Annotated in this window: 23 protein-coding genes; 10 read left to right on the top strand and 13 right to left on the bottom strand. The window is 40.2% G+C overall.

Translation table 11 applies throughout. From position 1 onward, the window contains the following. Positions 1 to 34 precede the first annotated feature (34 nt). The 4 genes from PY091_RS08215 to PY091_RS08200 form a co-directional block, all read right to left on the bottom strand. Positions 35 to 1,630, bottom strand: coding sequence for a tetratricopeptide repeat protein (locus PY091_RS08215; RefSeq protein WP_275649223.1), 1,596 nt, complete (start codon positions 1,628 to 1,630; stop codon positions 35 to 37). Between the two features lie 143 nt (positions 1,631 to 1,773). Then, positions 1,774 to 2,034, bottom strand: a complete 261-nt coding sequence (gene rpmA, locus PY091_RS08210; RefSeq protein ID WP_224836214.1) for a 50S ribosomal protein L27 — start codon at positions 2,032 to 2,034, stop codon at positions 1,774 to 1,776. Positions 2,035 to 2,058: 24 nt separating this feature from the next. Further along, positions 2,059 to 2,595 carry a 50S ribosomal protein L21 gene (rplU, locus tag PY091_RS08205; protein WP_275649222.1) on the bottom strand — a complete coding sequence of 179 codons (537 nt, stop codon included), beginning with the start codon at positions 2,593 to 2,595 and terminating at the stop codon, positions 2,059 to 2,061. 95 nt (positions 2,596 to 2,690) lie between these two features. Continuing rightward, entirely contained in the window at positions 2,691 to 3,146 is a 456-nt protein-coding gene (locus PY091_RS08200) for a DUF4199 domain-containing protein (RefSeq protein ID WP_275649221.1), read from the bottom strand. Positions 3,147 to 3,331: 185 nt separating this feature from the next. Here PY091_RS08200 and PY091_RS08195 point away from each other — a divergent pair, with 185 nt between their 5' ends. Together PY091_RS08195 and PY091_RS08190 are read left to right on the top strand one after the other, a co-directional pair. Continuing rightward, positions 3,332 to 4,654: a M16 family metallopeptidase gene (locus PY091_RS08195; protein ID WP_275649220.1), complete on the top strand. Its 1,323-nt coding sequence runs from the start codon at positions 3,332 to 3,334 to the stop codon at positions 4,652 to 4,654. Between the two features lies 1 nt (position 4,655). After that, on the top strand, positions 4,656 to 6,728 hold the full coding sequence (locus PY091_RS08190; RefSeq protein WP_275649219.1) for a M16 family metallopeptidase: 2,073 nt from the start codon (positions 4,656 to 4,658) through the stop codon (positions 6,726 to 6,728). 66 nt (positions 6,729 to 6,794) lie between these two features. Here the strand turns inward: PY091_RS08190 and PY091_RS08185 are convergent, their stop codons facing one another. Both PY091_RS08185 and PY091_RS08180 read right to left on the bottom strand, forming a co-directional pair. Continuing rightward, on the bottom strand, positions 6,795 to 8,909 hold the full coding sequence (locus PY091_RS08185; RefSeq protein ID WP_275649218.1) for a TonB-dependent receptor domain-containing protein: 2,115 nt from the start codon (positions 8,907 to 8,909) through the stop codon (positions 6,795 to 6,797). Between the two features lie 62 nt (positions 8,910 to 8,971). Further along, on the bottom strand, positions 8,972 to 9,268 hold the full coding sequence (locus PY091_RS08180; protein WP_275649217.1) for a hypothetical protein: 297 nt from the start codon (positions 9,266 to 9,268) through the stop codon (positions 8,972 to 8,974). A gap of 254 nt (positions 9,269 to 9,522) precedes the next feature. Here PY091_RS08180 and PY091_RS08175 point away from each other — a divergent pair, with 254 nt between their 5' ends. After that, a complete protein-coding gene (locus PY091_RS08175) occupies positions 9,523 to 9,957 on the top strand; it encodes a hypothetical protein (protein ID WP_275649216.1) in 435 nt (144 codons plus the stop codon). A gap of 1 nt (position 9,958) precedes the next feature. Here PY091_RS08175 and gldD read toward each other — a convergent pair whose 3' ends face one another. Genes gldD through mutY form a run of 4 tightly spaced genes read right to left on the bottom strand, consistent with a single transcriptional unit; the run spans position 9,959 to position 13,367 of the window. Further along, entirely contained in the window at positions 9,959 to 10,516 is a 558-nt protein-coding gene (gene gldD, locus PY091_RS08170; protein ID WP_275649215.1) for a gliding motility lipoprotein GldD, read from the bottom strand. Beyond that, a complete protein-coding gene (locus tag PY091_RS08165) occupies positions 10,506 to 11,816 on the bottom strand; it encodes a gliding motility-associated protein GldE (RefSeq protein ID WP_275649214.1) in 1,311 nt (436 codons plus the stop codon). Before PY091_RS08165 ends, gldD begins: the two co-directional genes overlap by 11 nt. A gap of 27 nt (positions 11,817 to 11,843) precedes the next feature. Next, entirely contained in the window at positions 11,844 to 12,305 is a 462-nt protein-coding gene (locus PY091_RS08160; RefSeq protein ID WP_275649213.1) for a single-stranded DNA-binding protein, read from the bottom strand. 24 nt (positions 12,306 to 12,329) lie between these two features. After that, the gene (gene mutY / locus PY091_RS08155) at positions 12,330 to 13,367 is read right to left on the bottom strand and encodes an A/G-specific adenine glycosylase (protein ID WP_275649212.1); all 1,038 of its coding nucleotides are present in this window, start codon (positions 13,365 to 13,367) and stop codon (positions 12,330 to 12,332) included. 124 nt (positions 13,368 to 13,491) lie between these two features. On the opposite strand from mutY, the gene PY091_RS08150 reads away from it, so the two are divergent. From PY091_RS08150 to PY091_RS08140, 3 genes are all read left to right on the top strand, one after another. Next, positions 13,492 to 13,782 carry an HU family DNA-binding protein gene (locus PY091_RS08150; RefSeq protein WP_014032385.1) on the top strand — a complete coding sequence of 97 codons (291 nt, stop codon included), beginning with the start codon at positions 13,492 to 13,494 and terminating at the stop codon, positions 13,780 to 13,782. Between the two features lie 271 nt (positions 13,783 to 14,053). After that, positions 14,054 to 15,604, top strand: a complete 1,551-nt coding sequence (locus PY091_RS08145; RefSeq protein ID WP_275649211.1) for a ribonuclease E/G — start codon at positions 14,054 to 14,056, stop codon at positions 15,602 to 15,604. Positions 15,605 to 15,658: 54 nt separating this feature from the next. Next, positions 15,659 to 16,132: a regulatory protein RecX gene (locus PY091_RS08140; protein WP_275649210.1), complete on the top strand. Its 474-nt coding sequence runs from the start codon at positions 15,659 to 15,661 to the stop codon at positions 16,130 to 16,132. Between the two features lie 2 nt (positions 16,133 to 16,134). On the opposite strand, the gene PY091_RS08135 is transcribed toward PY091_RS08140, so the two are convergent. Further along, positions 16,135 to 17,004 carry a cupin-like domain-containing protein gene (locus tag PY091_RS08135; RefSeq protein ID WP_275649209.1) on the bottom strand — a complete coding sequence of 290 codons (870 nt, stop codon included), beginning with the start codon at positions 17,002 to 17,004 and terminating at the stop codon, positions 16,135 to 16,137. A gap of 98 nt (positions 17,005 to 17,102) precedes the next feature. After that, entirely contained in the window at positions 17,103 to 18,935 is a 1,833-nt protein-coding gene (locus tag PY091_RS08130) for a TonB-dependent receptor plug domain-containing protein (protein ID WP_275649208.1), read from the bottom strand. A 95-nt stretch (positions 18,936 to 19,030) separates the two neighbouring features. On the opposite strand from PY091_RS08130, the gene PY091_RS08125 reads away from it, so the two are divergent. Both PY091_RS08125 and PY091_RS08120 read left to right on the top strand, forming a co-directional pair. Then, positions 19,031 to 20,527, top strand: coding sequence for an aminotransferase-like domain-containing protein (locus PY091_RS08125; protein ID WP_275649207.1), 1,497 nt, complete (start codon positions 19,031 to 19,033; stop codon positions 20,525 to 20,527). Between the two features lie 61 nt (positions 20,528 to 20,588). After that, positions 20,589 to 22,061 (top strand): ArnT family glycosyltransferase, encoded by a 1,473-nt coding sequence (locus tag PY091_RS08120; protein ID WP_275649206.1) that lies wholly within the window; start codon positions 20,589 to 20,591, stop codon positions 22,059 to 22,061. 21 nt (positions 22,062 to 22,082) lie between these two features. On the opposite strand, the gene PY091_RS08115 is transcribed toward PY091_RS08120, so the two are convergent. Then, positions 22,083 to 22,469, bottom strand: coding sequence for a putative signal transducing protein (locus PY091_RS08115; RefSeq protein ID WP_275649205.1), 387 nt, complete (start codon positions 22,467 to 22,469; stop codon positions 22,083 to 22,085). A gap of 166 nt (positions 22,470 to 22,635) precedes the next feature. On the opposite strand from PY091_RS08115, the gene PY091_RS08110 reads away from it, so the two are divergent. Both PY091_RS08110 and PY091_RS08105 read left to right on the top strand, forming a co-directional pair. After that, on the top strand, positions 22,636 to 24,432 hold the full coding sequence (locus tag PY091_RS08110; protein WP_275649204.1) for a M61 family metallopeptidase: 1,797 nt from the start codon (positions 22,636 to 22,638) through the stop codon (positions 24,430 to 24,432). Then, a complete protein-coding gene (locus tag PY091_RS08105; RefSeq protein ID WP_275649203.1) occupies positions 24,433 to 24,963 on the top strand; it encodes a GNAT family N-acetyltransferase in 531 nt (176 codons plus the stop codon). Positions 24,964 to 25,000: the final 37 nt, after the last annotated feature.

Here is a 25,000-nt window from a genome sequence, read left to right as displayed (position 1 = left end):
ATAACCTTTTCTCAAAAGGTGGAGTTTTAAAGCCCTAAAGTTCAATCATAAAGTTTACCAACTCTTCTTTTTGATCAATGGGCAATTTTTTTCTCAACCGGTAACGGGCAACCCTAACACTATCCGGAGTAACACGTAAAATCGAAGCGATTTCTTTGGATGAAAGATTCAATCGCAACAACATACCAAGTCGTAATTCGGCCGGGGAAAGTGAATTCTCCGATAACTTGGACAGCTTTTTAATAAATTCTGGGTGAATCTCCTTGAAAAAGGTCATAAACTCATCCCATTCTTGCTCCTGCTTTAGATTAAAATCTATTTCCTTAACAAGTTCCTTCATCTTGGCAGAAGTATCCATATGTTTACGTGCTACCATATTGCGGAGGGTATTGGACATGTCCAGCAAAATCTTGTTCTTCTGGGACAAATGAAGACTGTACCGTGATAGCGAAGCTGCCTTTAATTGTACTTCTCTTTGTAAGTTCTTTTCCTCTATTTCCTTTTTATCAAGTTCTGCCTTGAGCATTCTTTGCTTGTATTCTTGGATCTTAAGCTTTGCTTTTCGCTTTTTCCCCATGTAGGCATAAAGGATGATAAAAATAACGGCAACGGCAAAAAGCGCCACCCAAAGCAGGTTCTGATTGGCAGTGCTTACTTTGTTCTGCTCCCTTAGCAATTGTATCTCAGCTTCCTTTTTATTGGTCTCATAGATGGTCTGTAGTACATTTAATTGGTCGCTGTTTTGAGATTTGATCAATTCACTATTGAATTCTTCGGCCATCAGCAAATGTTGATGCGCCATCTCAAAATTGCCCATTAGAGCGTAGTTTTTGGACAAATCCTTATGGGCACTTTCCAATTGATGTAGATCATTCAATTCGTTGGCCAACTCCAAAGCCTTTAAAGTATAATCCAATCCAAGTTCGTAGTCGCCACGTTTACGAAAGGAGTCACCAATATTGTTCAATACATTAATCTCTTCTTCGGAATCGGATTCCCTGAGATAATCATAAGCTTTGTTGAAATAATCGAATGCCAGCTCAAATTGACCAAGATCTTCATAAATACTCCCAATATTTTCATGGGTCATGGCCTCCCCATACGCATCTCCCAATTTCTGAAACAATTCAAGGCTCTTAATTTGGTCTTTAAGGGCTTCATCGTATTCCCCTTGCTTTTCGTGACTCGCCCCTAACTGTCCCAACGCCAATGCAAGGTTCTTATTATCCTTAAGTTTTATGGATGCCTGTCTGGTTTCTTCAAAGTATTGTTCGGCCAACTCAAAATTATTGAGGGAGAGATATACTTTTCCAATATTATTGTTCAGGGAAATGTATAAGGGTTCATTGGGATTTGAACCCAACTGCTCCAAGGCAAAATTATATTGTGTTATGGCTTCGGTATAAAGACCAAGGGTATGATAGTATTCTCCGAGCTGTAGATGGCCTTTAGCTATTAGCACCTTATTTTTTGACTGACTTTTAGCAGCCTCCAATTGACTTTGAAGCTTATGATACGTTTTCCCTGGTTTTACAGAAGCAGATAAGTTCTTGGACTGTTGAGGATAGGTTCCGTTTGGGAACATTATATTCAACGTAAGCAGAAATAAAATTCCAAAAAACTTATTCATGGCTAATAGTTGGAAAATCAAGAGTTCAAGAAAGCCATCCACTCTCACTCCAACATCACCAATAGGTTATGAAACCATTAAAAATGTCATAAAATAAAAAGGCCCCGCGATTGCGGGGCCTTTTAAAAGTATATTATCGGTTCTTAAGCTTGGAAAGGCTCGATGGATACAAAAGATTTTCCACCTGATTTTTTCTCAAACTTAACAATACCATCTACCTTGGCGTGCAAGGTATGGTCTTTTCCTGCGTATACATTATCGCCAGGGTTGTGCTTGGTACCACGTTGTCTAACAATGATGTTACCAGCAACTGCTGCCTGACCACCAAAAATCTTAACACCTAAGCGTTTCGATTCTGATTCTCTACCGTTTTTTGAACTACCTACACCTTTCTTGTGAGCCATGATATATAAATTTTAGTTCTTGTCTTATTTACTTAATGCTTCGATAAGCTCAGCTTTCTTCATGGAAGAATAACCGCTGATTTCCTTGGCTTTTGCCATTTCCTTCAATTCAGCTACAGTTTTGGAGCTTAAATCCTCAGTTGCCTTTGGAGCTTCCTTTTTTGGAGCTGCAGCTTTTTTCTCTGCTTTAGGTTCTGCAGCTGGTTTTGCTTCTTCCTTGGCTTTTGCCGGAGCAGCTTTTTTAGCACCTTTAGCTACAATACCTTCAACAACAATCTCAGTCAAATATTGTCTGTGACCGTTTTTCTTTTGGTAACCTTTACGTCTTTTCTTTTTGAAAACGATTACCTTATCTCCTTTTAGGTGCTTTACAACTTTGGCCTCAACAGCCGCACCTTCTATGACTGGGGCGCCGATAGTAACGTTACCACCATCTTCCAAAAGAAGAACTTTATCAAAGGTAACTTTCTTACCTTCTTCTTCTTGCAAACGGTGAACGTACACTTTTTGGTCTTTTGCAACTTTGAATTGCTGCCCTGCCATCTCTACAATTGCGTACATAATTCGTTAATTAGATTAAAATTATTGCGCTTTATTAAAATTAGCGGGTGCAAATATACTGCTAAATCCTTAATCCACAAGTATTCCTCATGGATTTAACCCATTATTTTTTTTGAGTTATTACTGGTTTTGAAGAGTTGCATAAAAGATAATGTTAAAACCAAGGTTGTGGCAAACCCCATAATGGCGACGGTAAAAAACACTATCCCCTGAAAATTCTTGTAATCACTGGACCATGCTTGGGATAGTTTATCCAGAAAAGCCCCGTCCAGTTCGGTTGCATAAAGGGCAAAGAAAATGGTGAAAAGCAAGGTTGCTATGAACCCTGTAGTGATACCGGCGGTAAAACCACTCCCATAGCTAAAACCTTTGCCTTGCTTTAACTTGGTGTATTTTATGGTCTCGTAAATCCCAAAAACTGTAATTACCCCATTGAACAAACTATAGAAAACATTAGTATGCTTGCCCATTAAGGCCAAAATCAAAAAATAAGCGATCAATACTGCGCTGGTCACTATACCGAACCGTATGGGAAGCGTTAAATTTTTCATGTGATTGCTTTTTGGTTTCATTGTATAATTTACTGAATGTTTGTGAATTATCCCACATTTAACATCTTAAGTCTTTTATAAAGCCGTTCGATCGTCAGAAAATTATTCTATATTTAACGTAACATCGAGCAAGAAATCGATACCAACCTCTTAGCAACATCAATTTTTAAATACTGACTATTAAAATGAAAAAACATTTGTTTTCTGCATTAACAATGCTATTCTCAATTTCCGCAATTTCCGCACAGGAAGTGGTTTTTGAGGAGTACGACCTGGACAATGGGCTCCATGTCATCCTGCATCAGGACAACGCCGCCCCAGTAGTTACCACTTCGGTAATGTACCATGTGGGCTCAAAGGACGAAGATCCCAACAAAACTGGATTTGCCCACTTCTTTGAACACTTGTTGTTCGAAGGAACCAAAAACATTGAACGTGGCGAATGGGATCAAATTACCGCTGCCAACGGCGGTAGAAACAATGCCAACACCTTTTTGGACAGAACTTACTATTACGAGGTCTTCCCTTCCAACAGTTTGGAAGTAGGTCTTTGGTTGGAATCCGAAAGGTTGATGCACCCGATCATTGGGCAGGTCGGCGTGGACACTCAAAAAGAAGTGGTACAAGAGGAGAGGAGACTCCGTGTGGACAATTCACCTTATGGTGCATTTTTCAACGAGATCCTTAAAAATCTGTACACCGAACATCCGTACCGATGGGGAGTTATAGGGTCCTTGGAGCATTTGGCAAGTGCTACCCTCGATGATTTCAAAAAATTCAATCAAACCTATTATGTGCCGAACAATGGGGTTTTGGTTGTGGCAGGCGACTTTGATACTGCCAAGACCAAAAAAATGATCGAAGATTATTTTGGACCTATTCCAAGAGGTGCCGAAATCAAAAGACCCAATATTAAGGAAGCTCCAATCACCGAGACCAAATTCGCTAAGTATTACGACCCTAACATACAGATACCTGCCATTCTTTTGGCATACCGCACGCCTGGTCAAGGTCAGCGAGATGCATATGTGATCAATATGATATCGACCTATTTGAGCGATGGGGAAAGCTCCAAACTTTACAAAAAATTGGTCGATGAAAAGAAAATGGCACTACAAGTACTTTCTGTTCCGATAGATGCCGAAGATTACAGCTCCTATATCGTAGGGGGGCTTCCCGTTGGCGATAATTCCATTCAGGACATTAAAAAGGAAATCGACGAGGAAATATTGAAGCTCCAAATGGAACTGATTTCCGAAAAGGATTATCAAAAACTTCAGAACAAGTTCGAGAACCAGTTCGTTAACGCCAACAGCAGTGTTGAGGGCATTGCCAATTCATTGGCCGAAAATTACATGCTGAAAGACGATACCAATTTAATCAACACGGAAATAGACATTTACCGCTCTATTACCCGAGAAGAGATCATGGAAGTCGCCAAAAAATATTTGAAGGTGAACCAACGAGTGGAGTTGGAGTATTTGCCAGAACAAAAAGATGCCAATTAAGATGAAAAAATATGTAGTTTTAGCTGTGCTGTCCTTATTTGTGACAGCCACATTTGCACAAGTAGATAGAAGTACGCCACCAGAGCCAGGCCCCGCTCCTAAAATCAACTTAAAGGAACCGGCAAGATTTGAACTGAAAAATGGCTTAAAGGTGCTCGTGGTGGAGAACCATAAATTGCCTAGGGTACGTGTTCAACTATCCATTGACAACCCTCCCATTTTGGAAGGTGACAAAGCAGGCGTTTCCTCGCTTACCGGTAGCATGCTGGGCAAAGGATCTAAAAACATCCCAAAAGATGAGTTTTATGAGGAAGTTGATTTCTTGGGTGCGAATATCTATATCGGGGAACAAAGTGCTTTTGCAAGTTCCCTGTCCAAGTATTTCCCTAGGGTATTGGAATTAATGGCCGATGCCGCCCTTAACCCCAATTTTACTCAGGAGGAATTTGAAAAGGAAAAAGAAAAGATAATTACCGGGATCAAATCACAAGAAAAAGATGTTTCTGCAATCTCCAATAGGGTACAGGCTGCACTTGCTTATGGCAAAAACCATCCTTATGGTGAATTTATGACCGAAGAGACCGTAAACAATGTCTCCCTTGTAGACGTAGAACAATTCTACCGCTCCTATTTTGTTCCCGCCAATGCATATTTGGTAGTTATAGGTGATGTAGATTTCGATACCGTTGAAGAGTTAGTGACGGAAGCATTTACCCCATGGTCCAAAGCAGCACCGCCATCATTCTCTTATTCCGACCCAAAAGATGTGCAATACACTCAGATTAATTTTGTGGATGTGCCAAATGCAGTCCAATCCGAAGTTGCAGTGGAAAACATTACCCACTTAAAAATGAAAGACGAAGATTATTTGGATGCACTTATGGCAAACCGAATTCTTGGAGGAGGTTCGCAAGCACGTTTGTTCAAGAATCTTAGAGAAGATAAAGGGTACACCTACGGATCTTATTCAGGTTTGAGGGCAAATAAATTTAGCCCCATGCGATTTAACGCTTATGCCCAGGTACGTAACGCTGTGACCGATAGCTCCGTGGTCGAAATACTCAAAGAGATAGACAAAATGACAAAAGAACCGGTATCGGACGAGGAATTGGCGAATGCCAAGGCCAAATACGCCGGAAGTTTTGTTATGGCTCTGGAAAAACCAGAAACAGTTGCAGAGTATGCCTTGAACATTGAAACAGAGGATCTTCCCAAAGATTTTTATGAAACCTATTTGGAACGAATTGACGCCATTACCAAGGAAGATGTTTTGAATGCTGCAAAAAAGCATTTTTCAACTTCGAATGCGCGTGTCGTGGTTACAGGAAAGGGATCAGATGTTTTAGGAAACTTGGAAAAAGTGAGCTTTAATGGCAAGGATGTGCCCGTTCTTTTTTACGACAAATACGCCAACAAAACAGATAAGCCCGATTACAACGCAGCCGTACCGGAAGGAATGGATGCAAACACCGTATTGGAAAAATATATTGAAGCAATCGGTGGAAAGTCCAAATTGGATGCCGTGGATTCCTATTCTATGATGGCCGAAGCCGAAATGCAAGGAATGAAGTTGGAGCTCGAGATGAAAAAAACGACCCAAGACCAATTCATGCAGAACATTAAGGTCCAAGGAAATTCCATGCAAAAACAAGTATTGGATGGTGATTCTGGCTATATGGTAATGCAAGGGCAACGCAAGGACCTTTCTCCAGAAGAAATAGCCAAAATCAAAGAGGAATCCGCCGCCTTCCCAGAGCTGAACTATTTAGCTGCAGGCGATGTAACCTTGGAAGGTGTTGAACCGGTAGGAGATAAAAAGGCATATAAATTAAAGATCAGTGATGCCAAAACCGCTTTCTATGACATGGAAACTGGACTTAAAGTGCAGGAAATTGTTACGCAGGAAGCTCAAGGGCAACAAATCACCAGTACCATAGGTTATGGTGATTACCAGGAAGTTTCCGGTATTAAGTTCCCGTTTAAGTTAATACAGAGCATGGGACCCCAGAACATGGAGTTCATTGTAAAAGAAATTAAAGTTAACGAAGGAGTGGAAGCAGCTGATTTCAAATAATCCTGTTTCACTTGGAATAAAAAAAAGGCGCTCAAATGAGCGCCTTTTTTAATGCTATTGATTTGTTTAAAAGCTATATTGGATAAAAGCTGAAAGATTTCTTCCTGGATCATTGATCGGAACCCTACCATAATCTGCTTGGTTCACAAAGGAAAAATTAAGGTGATTGTTATAGGTTTCGTCAAAAATATTGGATGCCGCAACACCCACTGTTAAATGCTGAAATGGCCTAACACCAAAACTTAAATCCATTACCCCGTAACCATCCGTAGTCCGCTCACCAAAAGAGGGAGCAATGTCCGACTGCTCCGAAGTAAGTGTATACGTTGCCCTCGCCCAAATTTTTTCCTGCTCAAAGCTCAGGTTGAATCTGGTCACCAAAGGAGGGGTCAGCGGAAGCGATTCATCTAGATCTTGATTTTTTGTGTATACATAGGACAATTCCGTTTTAAAGGCAAAATCTTTTAGAAATGCCAACTCTCCGTAAAGTTCGAACCCTGTTTTATAAGCTTCATCAAGATTGATAAATCTTTTTACCTCGGTGGGCTCCACCATTGGCATATATTTTTTGTTCAAAGAAGGATCTATGACCGCAACAATATAGTTGTCGTACAAGGAGTAAAATACCGATGCACCATAATCCAAACGATTGATCGCATACCCTTCAAAATTGGCATTGGCCTTAATACCCAACTCAAACTGATTGTTTACCTCTGCATCCAAAAATGGATTGCCCACATACTCGTACGGGTCCTGCCCTACCGTAAAATGGTTGATGAACCGCTCGATCATATTTGCGGAACGAACACCTCTACCATAAGCCAGTTCCAGCAAAAGATTCGAAGAAACCATATATTTTATAGATGCGGTTGCACTTAAATTGTTTTCCGTTCTTGAGTCCAATTCTGGATATTCTGCCACAAAATCATCTGCCGGAGCATTTATTGTTGATCTTACCAGATCATACCTGAAACCAACATTCAACAAAAACTTATCGCTCAAAGGATATTTACCTTCAACAAATGCCCCAAAATCATCTATTTGGGAATCTTGCCAAACCTCATCCTCGAATTCCATCGGCATGGGAAGTGGCTCGCCTGTCATCATATTTCTTTTTACCAAACGATTTCGATTCCCTGTCCTTGCCACAGAAAAGGCATCAATTCCGGTATACAATTTAAATTGGTCTACAGGTCGCCATTCTAACTCCACCCTACCGCCAAGGGTAGTGGCATCAACTTCGGAAACGGCCTCCACCATCATAAAACTGGGACGTAGTTCGTTGGTCATCACATGGTCCACTTTGGAACGATACAACTTAGCGCTCAACGTTTTTAACCCATCTGAAATATTGTCCAATTTATAGTCCAGTGAAAGCACATTACTATCATCTATTTCGGTATCCATGGGCAAACCCGCATGCAGTACGTCCCTTCCAAAAGATTGTCTAAATCCTAACTGAATGCGTTGGTCATCGGTAGGATTATACCCAACTTGAAGTCCATAATCGGTACTTCGGAAAGAAGATGGCACCTCGTTTCCGTCCCCATCTTCATAATTGCCAAAATCACGAAATCCAAAATTAAGGTTGGCATCAAACTGTTCACCGACATACTTTACATTGGCAAAACTGGTTATGGCATTTCCATTGTTCTCCCCTCCAAAGTTTACCTTACCATGATATCCCTTGTCCTGTTTCTCAACTTCCTGGGTAACCAAATTCACGATTCCACCAAAGGTGGGGCCATACCTAAAGGTATAAGGACCCTTAACTACTTCCACACGTTCTATTTCTTCAGGGATAACATGGGTAGTTATGGGGTCCATTCTATTGGGACAGGCATGCATTACTTTGGTTCCCCCGTTGAACTGTACGTTCAGCTGTTCATATTGAGAGGCACGAAAAGAGGGGTCTATGGCATAATTCCCCCGTTTGATCAAATTAAATCCATTGATACCCTTAAAAAGATCGGCCACGTTCTTGGATTGGAAAACCTTTTTCTCCGGTTCACTTTTGTACGCAGAGAAAACAGGATCGGACATTTTTTTCCCTTCTACCAATACCTCATCCAATTGCACCGGTTTTTTTATTAGGGAATCTTGCACAGTGGTAATCTGCGCATAGGACAACGTAGTCCCAAAAAGCAAAACACAAAGTTTTGCCATTGCACTTTTATTCATTTTGATATTATGTTTAAGATTATACGTGTTCGGCAATGGGTATTGCCGGTCGGTGGTACATCTTAAACCATCGGGGGTTTTATCAGGGTATCGCAAAAGCGGTAATCGTACGCTTCGGCATAGTGAAAGGTCTCCTTGTTTTCCTCCATGCCCACAGGTAGATTGTAAGCTAGCATATCAATAAAAAACACCAGTACTTCCTCCCAACCAATAACGGGCATGGGCTCATCATCCTCTGCCTGCGCACTGAGCATCTGCATCAACATACATTTACCATTACAATTAAGCTCGGGCTTATCCTTGTTTTCACAGAGTTGTTCTATAAACCCTTCCCTGTCCAAACTATAGTATACGTACATAGAGGAAAAGCGCAGATTACTTATCATTATCAACACAATGAAAAGCACTGAAAAACTAACCTGCCTTGTTATGGAATACGAAGATTTATCCAATACGCTAATCCTTCTTAATCGGGATAATCGCCAAATTTAAGGATACCTGAAATTTTGTTCTGTGACCAAAGTCACTTTTCGTGATATTTCAATTATTTAGTCATTTTCATCCATTTTTACCTGTGCAAATAGTTAAATTTGAATTCAAAATTTCAATAAACATGAAAAAAGTCTTTTCTATCCTAATCTGTTCCATTTTACTTTTAGGCATCTCTTGTAAAGAGGAGAAAAAAGTATCGGAGGAAAACTCCCAAATGGAAAAAGTTATGGCGATTCACGATGAGGTAATGCCCAAAATGGGAACTATTGGAAAACTTGTCGGGGAATTAAAACCAAAGGTAGATTCCACAGAAGTTGGTCAGCAATACGAAGCAGCCATGAAAGATCTTCAAGATGCCAACACTGCCATGATGGACTGGATGAAAGATTTTGGAAACAGGTTCGACCACGATGAGATTTTGGAAGGCAAAGAACTTTCCGAAGAGAAACAACAATGGTTGAATGAAGAAGAAGAAAAAGTGAAGGTGGTCAAGGAAAAAATCAACGGTAGCATTGCACGTGCTGAGGCGCTATTGGCCAAGGACAGCGTACAATAAATTATTTATTCCAGCGCAGGCTTTCCATTATTCTTCTAATATCGTTCTGCAGGTACATTGCTGCTGGAAGAATGGAGTCGTAATTGGGTTTCGCATAAAAATAGAGAGACCCAGTTACAAAATGATCCGTACTATCGGTTACATAAAATTGTGACTGCGAAGCGGCATTCCCACTCACTTCATAAAACATTCCATAAACGCCGTCCTCTTGGTTTATAAATGGTTGTTCCACTATATTATCGGCCTTAACCACATGTTCGTAAGATAGCTTTTGGGCATCTATGAGCAGTGTATCCAAATTTCCTTGAACCGGTTTATAGGTAAGGTATATGGATCCGTTCATCATGGGATAATCCAGGATCATGGAACATTCCTTGTTTTCCTTAATTTCAGAAAGCGTGTTCTTATCAAAAGTATATACACAATCCGATCCGGTTTCCATATACTCGGCTGTTGGGTAATCCAAGCGCAACATAGCCTTTGGCTTGGGCAAGACTTCGTCCTTACAACTAATACAAAGCGTTGCCAAAGTCACAAAAAATAATATCCTATACTTCATGGGGCAATGTTACTTTTATGCGTTTTAATCTTTTTTTGTCCATGCTTTCCACAACAAACTGGTAATCCTTGAACAATACTTTCTCTCCTATTTTTGGAAAACTCCCTGAAATTTCGAGCACGAATCCTGCAATGGTCTCGGATTCACCCTTGTGTCCCTCGAACTCATCTTCCTCTTCTATTTTAACCACTCTGTAGAAATCCTTTAAAGCCGTTTTCCCATCGAAAACATAATTATGGTCGTCGAGTTTTGAGAAAATCAGGTCTTCATCGTCGAATTCATCACTAATATCACCAACAATCTCTTCGATGATGTCCTCCAAGGTTACAATTCCAGAGGTTCCACCATATTCGTCCACGACAACGGCAAGGTGGTTCTTCATATCTTGAAATTCCAACAGTAGGTCGTCCAACTTTTTGTTTTCCGGAACAAAATAAGGTTCGCGGATAAGTGTCATCCAGTTAAAATTCTTTCTATCTATATATGGCAAAAGGTCCTTTACATAGAGAACGCCCAAAACGTTGTCCATATTCTCGGAAAAAACAGGAATTCTCGAATAACCGTTCTTTTTAATTTCTTCCAATACCTCGGGGAACTTCATTTTCTCGTTCACCGCAAAAATATCGATACGTGGGCGCATTACCTGTTTGGTGTCGGTGTTCCCAAAGGTTACAATTCCCTCCAATATTTTTTGCTCTTCCTTGGTCGTATCCCCTTCAGAGGCCAGTTCAAGTGCTTGCGAAAGGTGATTGATGCTCAGATTGGATTTTTTCTTTGCCAACTTGTCCTCCATAAACAAGGTCACAGCACGCATTGGGGAACTCAACGGTGAAAACAGGTAATTTAATCCTTTTAAAGGAACGGCCATAAAATGTGAGAACTGCACTCTATTACGGTTGGCATATATTTTTGGCAGAATTTCCCCGAACATCAAAATCAAAAAGGTTGCAAGTACTACTTCCAAGATAAACCTGAGTGTTCCGTCGATTCCTTCAAAAATGGTATTGCCAATGGAACTGAACAAAAGTACAATCCCAATATTAATGGCATTGTTGGTTATAAGAATGGTCGCGAGCAGCTTTTGGGGCTTATCCAGTAATTCCACGATCAATTTACTGCGCGAGGAGTCGTTCTCGTTCATTTCGTTCACATCGGTCTGGGACAGACCAAAAAGAGCGACCTCTGCAGCAGAAATCAATGCTGAGCCTGCCAATAGCAGTACAAGCACAATAATTTTTATAGTGAATATTCCACTAAAAGTGGTCAAATAAAATGCCAAACAATAGGGCTCGGGATCCAATTTAATATTGCTTTTTAGTCTTTTATTTTAGAATGGTAGGTCGTCATCCTCTTCTGTATCATCTATTGGTGCCGCAGGACTTTCCGCCTTGGGAGGTTCTTGGTAACTGGAGGACGATGTTCCCGATGATTGTGCATTGGCCATACTTTCATTTTTGGTGGACAAAAAGGTAAAGTCATGCACGTGCACCTCGGTGGTATATCTCATATTGCCGTCCTCACCTTGCCATTGCCTGTTCTTTAAACGGCCTTCCACATAAACCTTATCTCCTTTACTTAGGTACTTTTCACAGATTTCAGCGGCTTTATTGCGCACCACGATATTGTGCCAATCCGTATTGGTCACCCTTTCGCCAGTTTGCCTATTGGTATAGGTTTCGTTAGTGGCCAAAGGGAATCTGCCTATACAGTTTCCGCCTTCAAAATAGTGCATTTTCACTTCGTCTCCCAAATGCCCGATCAGCATTACTTTGTTCAATGTTCCGCTCATAACTCTCTTAATTAATCAAAAGTACTAAATTTTCAATGTCTTGATAAAATCTGCTATCAAAACTGGCACGGGAAAATCTCGGATTCCCTCCCATGGTATTCCTTCTTCCAAGATATCAGAAGTTTTTAGAATCCAAAATTGTGTATGCAAATGTTGATGAGATAGTTTGTGCACAATCGGTTCCTTATTATATAAGGATAAAGAAGCTGTTTCCGGAATTGCATCCTTTTTAAGCATCAAGGGCATTAATTCTTCGGCCTGAAGCATTTTCCCCGACTCAATCAATGGGAATTGGTACAGATTCTGCCAAATACCCTTTCCTTTCCGTTGTTCCAAAACGGTATTGCCATCATCATCCAGTAATACCATATAATTAAAGTATCGGTTCCGCACCTTGGTCTTGTTCAACTTTACAGGAAGTTGGTCCACTTTGTTCTTTTGGAGCGCCACACAACTTTCTTGGAGCGGACACAACAGACAATAGGGTTTTTTAGGTGCACATTGCACGGCACCGAACTCCATTATTCCTTGATTGTAATCCCTAATGTTTTCAGCATCCATAACCTCTCGGGCCAGTTCTTTAAAATATTTTATACCCTGAGTACTATTAATAGGTATATCCACGCCAAAATATCTGGACAAAACACGGTACACATTCCCGTCCACTACAGGTTCTGGCACATCAAAACAGAAGGATGCAATCGCGCTTGCGGTATAATCGCCGACTCCTTTTAAGGATTTTAGCTCTTTATATGTCTTTGGGAACTCACCTTTAAAATCAGTCACCACCATTTTGGCTGTGGTGTGCAAATTACGTGCACGAGAATAGTACCCCAGTCCTTGCCACAGCTTGAGTACTTGCTCCTCCGGTGCGTTGGCAAGATCATGAACAGTGGGAAAAGCTTCCACAAACCTTAAATAATAAGGCATTCCCTGGGCAACACGGGTCTGTTGCAGAATAATTTCCGACAGCCAAACTTTATAGGGATCACGTGTTTCCCTCCAAGGGAGATTACGCTGATGTTCGTAGTACCAATTCAGGATTTTAGGGGCAAAACTCATCTAAGAAAGTAATAAAGCTCAAATGTATCAGTTTATATACTTAAAATTAAAGGGTTAAAGGGAAAGATTAATTATAATGTTTATATTTGCAAGCCGAAAAAAATTAGAAAATTAATAATACAAAATGACGAAAGCAGATATTGTAACTAGGATCTCGGAGAAACTAGGTATTGAAAAAGGAGATGTGCAAGCGACAGTGGAATCCTTTATGGAAGAGGTAAAATCATCCTTGGAGAATGGTGATAATGTTTATTTAAGAGGTTTTGGTAGCTTTATCATCAAGACCAGAGCAGAAAAAACCGGTAGAAATATCTCTAAGAACACTACCATTAAAATTCCTGCACACAATATTCCTGCATTCAAGCCAGCCAAAGTTTTTGTGGAAGGCGTAAAGACTAATGTACAAGTAAAATAATATAATTAACAACACTAAAGCAAGAGCATATGCCGAGTGGAAAGAAAAGAAAAAGACATAAGGTAGCTACGCACAAGCGTAAGAAGCGCAGAAGAGCTAACCGACACAAGAAAAAGTAGTTGTTTCAACTACTTTTTCGTTTTACCCTATCACGTTCTTTGACATAGAGATTCAAGAAACGAATTTCAATCGGTTCGAAAAATAACCGATACTATATATTGTTTAATCATTTATCCCAAAATTCATGTGGGATAAATAAAAATCGATTCAGGTGAATAGAGAATTAATCGTAAGATCTACTCCTGATGCAGTCGATTTTGCCTTATTAAAAGATGGAAAATTAGTAGAATTACACAAGGAAGAGGACAATAACAACTTTTCCGTAGGGGATATCTTCCTAGCCAAGATAAGAAAACCCGTTACAGGCCTAAATGCAGCATTTGTCAATGTTGGTTATGAAAAAGATGCGTTCCTGCACTATCACGACCTGGGCCCGCAACTGTCCTCCATGTTGAAATTCATTAAACAAGCTAGAACAGGGAAGCTTAAAGATTATTCCCTTAGAAATTTTCCGTTTGAAAAAGACATTGACAAGAATGGCAGCATCAACGATGTGTTGAAGGCCAATCAGTCACTACTGGTACAAATAGTAAAAGAACCTATATCAACCAAGGGACCCAGAATAAGCTCCGAACTTTCAATAGCCGGGCGATTTTTGGTCATGGTACCTTTTTCCGATAGAGTCTCGGTATCCCAAAAAATAGCGAGCAAAGAAGAAAAGGACAGACTTATCAGACTTGTAAAAAGTATTAAGCCCAAAGGATTTGGTGTAATTATACGTACCGTAGCAGAAGGCAAAAAGGTTGCAGAACTGGACAAAGATCTTCAGAACTTGTTTTCCAAATGGACAAACATGTGCAAAAAATTGCACAAAGCGCCCCATCCATCCAAAGTATTGGTGGAATTGAACAGGGCATCATCCATCCTTAGGGATGTATTCAACGATTCCTTTACCGGAATTCATGTTGATGAAGAAACACTCTACAACCAAATCAAGGATTATTTGCATGAAATTGCACCACAAAAAGAATCCATTGTAAAGTTGTACACCGGTTCGGCCCCTATTTTTGAAAAATTTGGGATAGAACGTCAAATCAAGACTTCTTTTGGCCGAACAGCATCCATGAGCCGAGGGGCTTACCTTGTTATCGAACATACCGAAGCTTTACACGTAATAGATGTAAACAGTGGTAACCGTTCCAACAAGGCAAAAAACCAAGAAGATACCGCACTCGAAGTCAACCTATTGGCAGCAACGGAAATTGCAAGGCAATTACGACTGCGCGATATGGGAGGAATCATTGTAGTGGATTTTATTGATATGACCAAAGGTGACCACAGACGTAAGTTGTTTGACCACCTAAGGGATGAAATGAAGGACGACAGGGCAAAACACAAAATTTTGCCGCCAAGTAAATTTGGCCTGGTTCAAATTACACGACAACGCGTACGTCCCGAAATGAATATCAAGACCAGTGAGGAAAACCCGAACGTTTCGGGAGCCGAAGTGGAAGCTCCCATTGTTTTGATCGACAAGATCCAAGCAGATTTAGAGCGAATCCTTAAACCAGAACGCAAAAACAATGGAGTTGTATTAAATATACACCCATTTATTGCGGCATACCTGACCAAAGGATTTCCTTCCATTCGTTCCAAATGGTTTAAAACCTATAAGAAATGGGTTAAAATACAACCCAGGGATGCCTATAAGTACCTTGAATATCGTTTTAAGGACAAAGAAGGCAAAACAATAAGACCCTAATAAGAAGCGACTCCAGAGATGGGGTCGCTTTTTTGTTTTATGTACATTTGGGATATGAACCACACTAAAAGTTATACCCTTGCGGAAGCCACCAAAAAGATGGAAAACTATTGTGCCTACCAAGAGCGTTGCCATAAAGAGGTGGTTGAAAAACTAAGGGAAATGCGGATGATTCCTGAGGCAATCGACCAAATCCTGGGTCACCTTATACAAGAAAATTATCTTAACGAGGAACGGTTTGCAAAAGCATTTGCAAGAGGAAAGTTCAACATAAAAAAGTGGGGATCGAACCGTATTGTGAGAGAATTAAAATTTAGGGATATATCTGCTTTCAATATCAAAAGTGCACTTTCCGAAATACCGGAGGAGGCATACTTGGAAACATTAGATGAGCTTGCCAGAAAACGGCTGGATCAAATAAAGGAGACCAATAATTTAAAAAGAAAGAAAAAATTAGCGGACTATTTGCTCTACCGCGGTTGGGAGAGTCATTTGGTATATGAAAAAGTGAACCAACTAATTAAATAACATCAATCCTGTGGCCATAGTCTCTGTGTCCGTTCCACAGCCTTTTCATTTTTCCAATCAATCCATTCTTGGCCTTTCAGTCTACGCATCAGGTTATCAAAATGCCGCATCACAAAAATGTTGTAAACTGCTTTTCCAAGATTTTTAGGTTTACGGGCAATCGCTCGTAAACTCATGGAAAACCCAGGTGTGATGTACTTCATGTGATGCCAATAACCTTCTGGAATATAAAGCACATTTCCATGTTCCAAATGGGTAATGTGCCCTTTGGCTTTTGAAAGGGCGGGCCATTTTTCCAAATCAGGGTCTGCAAAATCAATATCCTCTCTTGTTATCAGCGAATGCGGAATTTTATACAAGAACTTGGTCTCATCCTGCGAAAACAGAATACATTGTTTTTTACCCTCAAAATGAAAATGGAAAATATTGGCCAAATCAATGTCGTAGTGCATAAAGGTGTGCGAATCCTGTCCGCCAAAAAAGAGCATGGGAAGCCCCTTCATTAAGCGAAGACCAAAATCCGGGTATGAAAAATCCTTTTGCAGTTCGGGAACTTCCTTTAAAATGTTCCAAAGGAAAATCCGGTATTTGGTAGGACCGCTTTTTAAGAGCTCGACATAGTCGGCCATCTTCATTTTGGCATGCGGTTCATTGAAGCCTTCATCATGCTTTACCGGTCGATCATCGTAAAGTGGCACTTCCTTGTCCCCTGCAATTTCTTTCATGTAATCCAGGTCCCATTTGGAATAGGCTGGCCAATCCTCAATAAAGCGCTCAATGACTACGGGCTTTTGGGGCTTGAAATATTTATGGATAAATGCCTGTTTGGTCAGGGTTTTCTCCCGAGGTATCTGTTCAAGATTCAGTTTCAAAATTTCAAGGAATTTGAAACAGCTAAATTAATAAAACGTTTTGAAAACTACTATTTGGGCACCAATTTGCCTTTCCCAGTGGCTACTCCGTTTTCATTCTATTTAAAACTATATCGCAAACCAAATAATACATTACTCGGCGGCATAGGTATAAAGCCAGACTCTATGTAATCTGCATCGAAAATATTATTTGCAGTAATGGTAAACTCAGCCTTTTTTACTTTAATGGCCAATGATGCATCCCAAACATTATATGTTTGTCCCGTAGTACGTTCTGCATACTTATAAATAATATTCTGACGTACATTTTTAAACAATTGGGTACTTAAGCGCGTAGTATATTGATGTTTCAATGTATTTAAAGAGTAACGGGACAATTCTTCGTTTTGGTCTAAAATATTGTCATCCAAAAACGCATAGCCTACACTTAAGGTTTGCGTAAAGCCTTTGAACTTAAAATTATAAGCAGCATCCAACTCCAAACCTTTGGTATTTACTTCTGTAATGTTTGTAGCCGTAAATACATCTTCAGAAACATCGTTTCTAATAAAATCGATTAGATTGTCTGCATCCCTATTAAAAACAGCAACGCTGGCATTAAATTCAGGAGTAGTATACTTTAAGCCCAATTCCTGCGCAAAAGCTTCTTCTGGTTCCAAATCTGTGTTACCACTGGTAACTGGGTCGTTATAGTACAAATCCGTATAAGTCGGTATGCGGTAGGTATAGCCAATATTACCATATACTTTAAAAGTATTGGTCAGGTTATACCCAATATCCAATCCAGGGAATGCTCTCAACTTAAAGTCTGAAAAGTAAGTCAGCGCCACACCTGGGGTAATATCCAATTTGTTGTCCGCTATACTAAAACGATGTTCTAAAAACACATTGGACATGAAACGGCTTCGGCTACCTAGGTTATTGCTTCTTAGATAGATTTGAGAAAGCTCTACCCCAAATCCTGTAATTCCCAATTTAGAGGCATAAGAGGCATTGGTTTCTACGCCAATCTTGTTGGAAATATGCATGTTCCTATAAAAACCAGGATCATTTCGTCTCAATAGAAACAAGTCTTGATTACGTTTCCAATAGATTCTTGGCTGTATTTTTAGTTTGTTGTTCTTAAAGGTGGTAGAAAACGCCAAAAGACTGTTTTGGGTTTCTTCGTACTCATTGAATGTTGGATTGGTGGTATAAAAATTCTCCGCTCCAAAATTGCGCTCCAAGAAAGTAGCCGTCATTTGTATCGGCTGTGCATTTTTATTGAAAACACTCTTTAAATAGTAGTTCCCATTATCGTAATCAGAGTTATTTCTATATCCTTCGGATGTCATCCTTCCGACATGGATTATATGAGTCGAGTTTTCCTTATCAACACCAGCAGTTACACTTCCGTTTAATTGCCCAAAGGAACCCGCTTCTACATTTAAGGAAACCGAATTATCCAAATCCTTCTTGGTGATGATATTAATAGCGCCAGCAAATGCATTTTGTCCAAAAACCCGCGCTGCCGGACCTTTTATAATTTCTATTCTTTCTATCACTTCCAGTGGCAAAGCTGCGTTCATGGTGTGGTGTCCCGTTTGCGCATCGTCCATTTTAACACCATCTATCAATAATAAGGTTTGGTCAAAACCACCACCTCTTATATACAGATCAGCTTGGCTACCACCGGTACCTCGTCTTCTTATATCTACACCAGCAACTTGTTGTAACAGATCTGCCACATTCACAGCAGCACTTTTTTTAATATCATTGGAAGTAATGATATTAATGGTTCTTGAATTTTCCTTGAAAGGAAGGTTGATTCGGTTTGCGGTTACCACTACTTCGCTTAACGAATCTACCAATACAGGCGTATCGTCCTGTTGCGCTTTTACCTGAAAAGCACCGACCAGTAAAATCGCAGAAAATAGAATTGATTTCTTCATTGTTCAAACCTTTAAGGTGTGTTTTTAAATCAATTAATTATATGATGCAAAAGTCCTAACTTTCCGGACGATTAAACTAGTCCAGTTTTAAAACAATGAATAGTCCGGTTTTTGATGTATTGGTCCAACTAGTCTCGATAGACAGGTCTATTGTGCAACCTGCTTACGTGCAAGTGGCACAGCAAATCATGAATGCCATTCAGCGTGGTTATTTGGAAAAAGGCTGCAAGTTGCCCGGAACACGCGCTTTAAGTAAATTACTGAACGTGCATCGCAATACAGCTGTGGCCATCTATGATGAATTGGCCTCGCAAGGTTGGGTAAACATCATACCCAATAAAGGAACTTTTGTGGTAGTTCCAGAAGACTCCAAAGTAAAAATCAAAGCAACCACACAGCATATCAATCAAGTTTACCAGTATCCAAAAATTCCTGGATTCCCGTTCCAACAATCCTTTAATCTAGCATCTACCAAAGAAGAGTCCACTGCCAAATATTCTATAAATGATGGTAAGCCCGATTTAAGATTACATCCCGTTCACCAATTTTCTAGATGGTATAGTGCTGCAATGAAACGAAAGCCATTGATCAACAAATGGAATAGAACCAGTGCTTTGGCTCCTTCTGTTTTTAGCACCCAACTTTGTAACTACCTAAATGTCACCAGGGGTTTCCATATAAAACCAACCCATTTAATGAATACCCGCAGTACGGAAATGAGCCTGTATATTGTTTCGCAGGTATTAATTAATCCAGGTGATTTGGTGCTGGTTGGACAACTAAGCAATTACGTGGCCAATATGATATTTCAACAAGCAGGGGCAAGAATAAAAACGGTACCAGTAGATGATGAGGGATTGGATATTGCTTACATAAAAAAGCATTTTATAGACGAGCAAATTCGTTGTATTTATGTTTGCTCCAACAGGGACTATCCAACAACCACAACATTAAGCACCAAAAGAAGACTGCAATTGTTGGAATTGGCCAAAACGAATGGTTTTGCCATAATCGAGGACGATTTTGACCATGATTTTCAGTTTGAAGGCTCTTCCATGTTGCCCATGGCCAGTGCAGATGCTAATGGGAACATTATTTACTTGGGTAAACTGGGGCAGTCTTTATTTCCAAGTTTTCATACTGGGTTTGTCATTGCGCCAGAACAGGTAATTTCCGAAGCCCATAATTACTTACAATTATTGGATACCCAAGGAGACCTCATACAGGAACAAATGCTTTCTGAACTGATATCCGAAGGTGAAATATACCGGCTCAAGAAAAAAAATATTGTAACCTACAAACAACGCAGGGATGCTTTAGACACTCTTTTAAAAGAACATTTTGACAAGATACTTGACTGGCAAATACCCTCTGGAGGGCTTGCCATGTGGTTGCGGTTTAAAAAACCCATGTCTTTGGTAAAGCTAGCTCAAGAAGCTGAAAAATTGGATCTGTTCCTGCCAAAAACCATTCTTTATCAAGATAAAAACACCTGTGCCATACGTTTTGGTTACGGGAACTTAAACGAGGAAGAACTTAAACTCGTAATTGAAAAGCTAAAACAAGCGTACTTACAGTTGGTAGCTGTTTAACCATTCAAATTTATCTATATTGCACAGATGATAATAAACGATCAAAAAGCTGAATACCATCGTGCTTAAAAAATTACGTTCTTTAAGGTATGAAGATCTGGACTGGAAAATGGTCCTCTTTGTTTTGGTCGTGGTGTCAGTTTTCATCCGTTTCCCTTTCTTTTTTAGGGATTATGTAGATCGTGATGAAAGCACTTTTATCCTTATGGGGCAATCCTGGGCGAACGGACATTTACCCTATACACAACTTTGGGACCTTAAACCGCCAATTACTTTTTTGTATTTCGCCATCATCATAAAACTATTTGGAAAAAGCTTTTTTGCTATTCGGTTTTTTGGAGCGGTAATGGTGGCCTTAACAAGTTTGTTCACCTATGGAATCACTAAAAAAATAACCGGTAAAAAAATTGCATTATGGATTGCCATCTTTTGTGTGTTTTTCCAAAGCTTGTTTGGGAGCCTACAAGGAGTAATGTCCGAACACATTTGCACTCTATTTTTTGTGGCAGGCATCTATTTTTTGATTTACAAAAGACAATGGCAATGGTTTTTGTTGGCGGGACTTTTGTTTGGTCTTTCCATTATGTCCAAGTTGAATATGGCATATCCCGTTTTGACCTTGGGCATCTATTTTTTGTCCGAGGGATTTGCCAAGGAAAAGTTATCCAAAAGCATTGGGAATTTGTTCTTTATGGGAATCGGTATCGCCCTTACCGTTGCCCTTACAGCATTGCCCTATTATCTCCAGGATAACCTAAATGTTTGGTGGGAGTCGATTTTTGAGGCCCCCTTGGCCTATACTGGGGGCAAGTACCACTCTCCCGTAAAAACATTGCCCTTTGTATTCATTGTGCTTGGGCTTCTGATCACAGGTTTTATTTACAAAATCATAGATTTTAAATCCAGGGAATCACAATTACTAACCGTTGTTATTATTGGAATTCTGCTTTCTTTTATGCAAACTGGAAAGGTAAATGGACATTACCTGATTCAACTTTACCCATTTGTTTTAATTCCAGCAGGTGTTGCCCTTGGCAAACTCCCCAAACTGAAAAAATCATATAAACCGCTCATCATAGCTTTACTCTTGCTAGTACCAATGGAGTCTTACCTGGAGTACGTGAACATTGTTTCCAACAAAATAAAAAAGGGATCGTTTTATAATGGTGAAGGAATTGATGTGCCAAAATATATCGTGAAAAATGGCCTAGATACCCAAAACATCTTTTTTACTGAATACCATATCGGATATTGGGTTCTGGGAGAAGCACCCCCGACCAAAGCGGCTACACACCCTAGCAACATTACACGTGATGAATTATTTCCGGATATGCACAATCCAAGAAGAACAGGTATTGAAGAACTCAAATATATTATGGAGGTAATTCAACCCAAAACATTAGTGGCCAGAAAAGGGAAAGAAATCTTTGATAAAAAACTAGAAGATTACAACACCTACATTGATGCATATCTCGATAAGCACTACAAATTGGAAGCTACCGTAGGAAGAGGTCTTATTTACCAACGCCTATAATGATTCCGGCAACAGATAATTTCATTGGGCGGGTCTGGTAATGAAATTGCACTGTATGCATTGGTACTTTCTGGGCTCAAAGAACGGAAACAGCTTATAGAAGACATTACTTCTAGAGTAATAAATTTCGGATTTTGTGGCCTTGCAATTAGGGCAGACAACGGGATTTCCAAAATCATCGGTGGCGTAGTTTCGGACTTCATCAAAAATTTCCTTGGCCCTTTCCCTATCGCTTGAATACACTTGTAGCTTAACTCCGCCCAAAGCTGCACTGATTAAAGGATCTGAATTGATGGTAGCTTCATCCCTTAAAAAAACTGGAATGCCCTCTGCCTCCAATTTGCCTTTAATAACCACGGCATCCGCTGGGAACTCAAAGCTTCCTAAAGTGTAAAATTCAGTTTTCATCCTTCCAAATATTTTTTGAGGGTTTGCAAACAAAATCGTAATCGCTCAATTTCTTGTTAAAATAGTCGATATTTTCAAACAACTACCGAAAAATTTCTCCATCCCACAAATCTAGCACTTACGGTGATTAAACAGTATCTTAGTCGTTCTTAAACCTATTTCAAAAATGAAATTTATCTTTTCCTTTTTAGCACTGTTCACAGGGTTATTTATAACTGCTCAGACCAATATATATCAAATCTCCTTTGATAATGCCGTTCATCACGAAGCGATTGTTGAAGCTACTTTTCCAAATCTAAGCTCGAGCAAAGTTGAGTTTCGCATGAGCAGAACCTCTCCAGGACGTTATGCGCTACACGAATTCGCCAAAAACGTTTATGGCTTTGAAGCTACGGACAGTAAGGGAAAAGCTTTGACGGTTACCAGACCCAACCCCTATGCTTGGGAGGTAAGTGGACACGATGGAACTATCAACATTAAATATATTTTGTTCGCCAATCGGGGCGGGGGAACCTACTCCCAAGTGGACGAAACACATACACACCTGAATATTCCTGCGACTTTTATGTTCGCTCCTGAGTTGAGCGAGCGTAAAATTGAAGTGACTTTTGACGTTCGCGAAGATTTGGATTGGAAAGTGGCTACGCAACTTCCTTTGGTCTCGGGCAACACCTATTCAGCTCCGAACCTCTATTATTTTATGGACAGTCCTACGGAAATCAGCAATTTTATGCTTCGCTCTTTTGAGTTGGATGGTAAAACCATCAATCTTGCACTCCACCATAATGGTACCGAAGCGGAAGCCGATGAATATTTTGAAAAAGTAAAAAAAGTAGTGCTGGCAGAAAAGGAAGTCTATGACGAACTGCCCGATTTTGATTATGGCAACTATACGTTCTTGGCCTGCTACATTCCAAATGCCTCTGGCGACGGCATGGAGCACCGCAACTCTACCATATTGACAAGCACCCGAAGCTTGGCCAATGGAGGTATGGAGCGTAACATCGGAACAGTATCGCACGAATTCTTTCACGCTTGGAACGTGGAGCGCATCCGACCGAAAACATTGGAGCCTTTTGATTTTGAAGCAGCCAACATGAGCGGGTCACTTTGGTTTGCTGAAGGCTTTACAAGCTACTACACCGGATTGATTTTATGCAGAGCCGGACTTTCCTCTCCGAAAGATTACGTCGAAGGGTTGGTAGGAACCTTTAACTACGTTTGGAACTCTCCAGCTAGACAATTCTTCAACCCCATTGAAATGAGCTTTCAGGCACCCTTTGTGGATGCGGCCACCTCTGTGGACCCTGTTAACCGAGAAAACATGTTCATCTCTTACTATTCCTACGGAAGTGTGTTGGGTCTTGCGTTGGATTTGTCCCTACGGGAAAAAGGATTGAACCTAGATGATTTTATGAAGCTCGTATGGAAGAAATATGGAGCTACCGAAATTCCGTATACCATTCAAAATCTTCATGATGCATTAAAAGAATATGCAGGGGACACGTTCGGTGATGATTTCTTTAACAGCTATATCTACAAAAGCAATATGCCTGACTACCGCACCCTTATGGAATCGGTGGGGGTTGTTTTGGAGCAACCTAAAGCTATGCCCTATTTTGGGGCATATGTTTCCATGAGTGCTGATAAATCAGGTTACATGATTCTGAGAAACACGAAAATGGACAGTCCTGCTTATAAGGCTGGTCTAGACAATGGGGATGTGATTTTAAGTATAAACGACAAAGCTTTTGCTGAGGACCAATCTTTTGATGATTATCTCAATCAATTCAGTATCGGAGAACCTTTACAGGTGAAATTCAAGAGATATGGAATTGAGAAAACAACGGAAATGGTTTTGACCCCAAGTCCGGATTACATGTTTAGTTTGATGGAAGACAAAGAGCAACAACCATCAAAAAAGATGCTCGAACAGCGAAAAAAATGGCTTAAAGTGGAATAAATGGTTGTTTACAAGCAAGCGAACACTTTACAGGAACTGGAACAAATTCTGGACCTGCAGCAGCGTAATTTACCTAAAAACATAAGTCAAGAAGAAAGCACAAAAGAAGGTTTTGTGACCGTGGAACACACCATGGATGTGCTCCAAGCCATGAATGAGGTGTGTGGACACATTATTGCCGTGGATGAAAGTCAAGTTGTGGGTTATGCCCTGTGCATGCATCCAAAATTTGCAGAGGATATAGAAGTGCTTCGCCCTATGTTCCATGAAATAGATAAAGCTCTTAAAGGCAAGGTCAATTATATAGCCATGGGACAAATTTGTGTGGCGAAAACCCATCGAGGACAAGGCATTTTCCGAAAGCTGTATCAAACCATGAAAGAGAAATTGCCTATAGGTTTTGATACTATTATCACCGAAGTGGATGGTAAAAATCCAAGGTCATTGGCAGCTCATGCGGCCATTGGGTTTAAAACCCTAGCCATATACCATTCAGATGATAAGGAATGGCACGTGATTATGCTGAAATAAAAAAGCCGCTCCAATGGAGCGGCTTTTTTGTGAATGA

It is taken from the genome of Flagellimonas okinawensis, from assembly GCF_029194005.1.
Lineage (GTDB): Bacteria > Bacteroidota > Bacteroidia > Flavobacteriales > Flavobacteriaceae > Flagellimonas > Flagellimonas okinawensis.
This window is presented reverse-complemented; position numbering and strand designations above follow the sequence as displayed.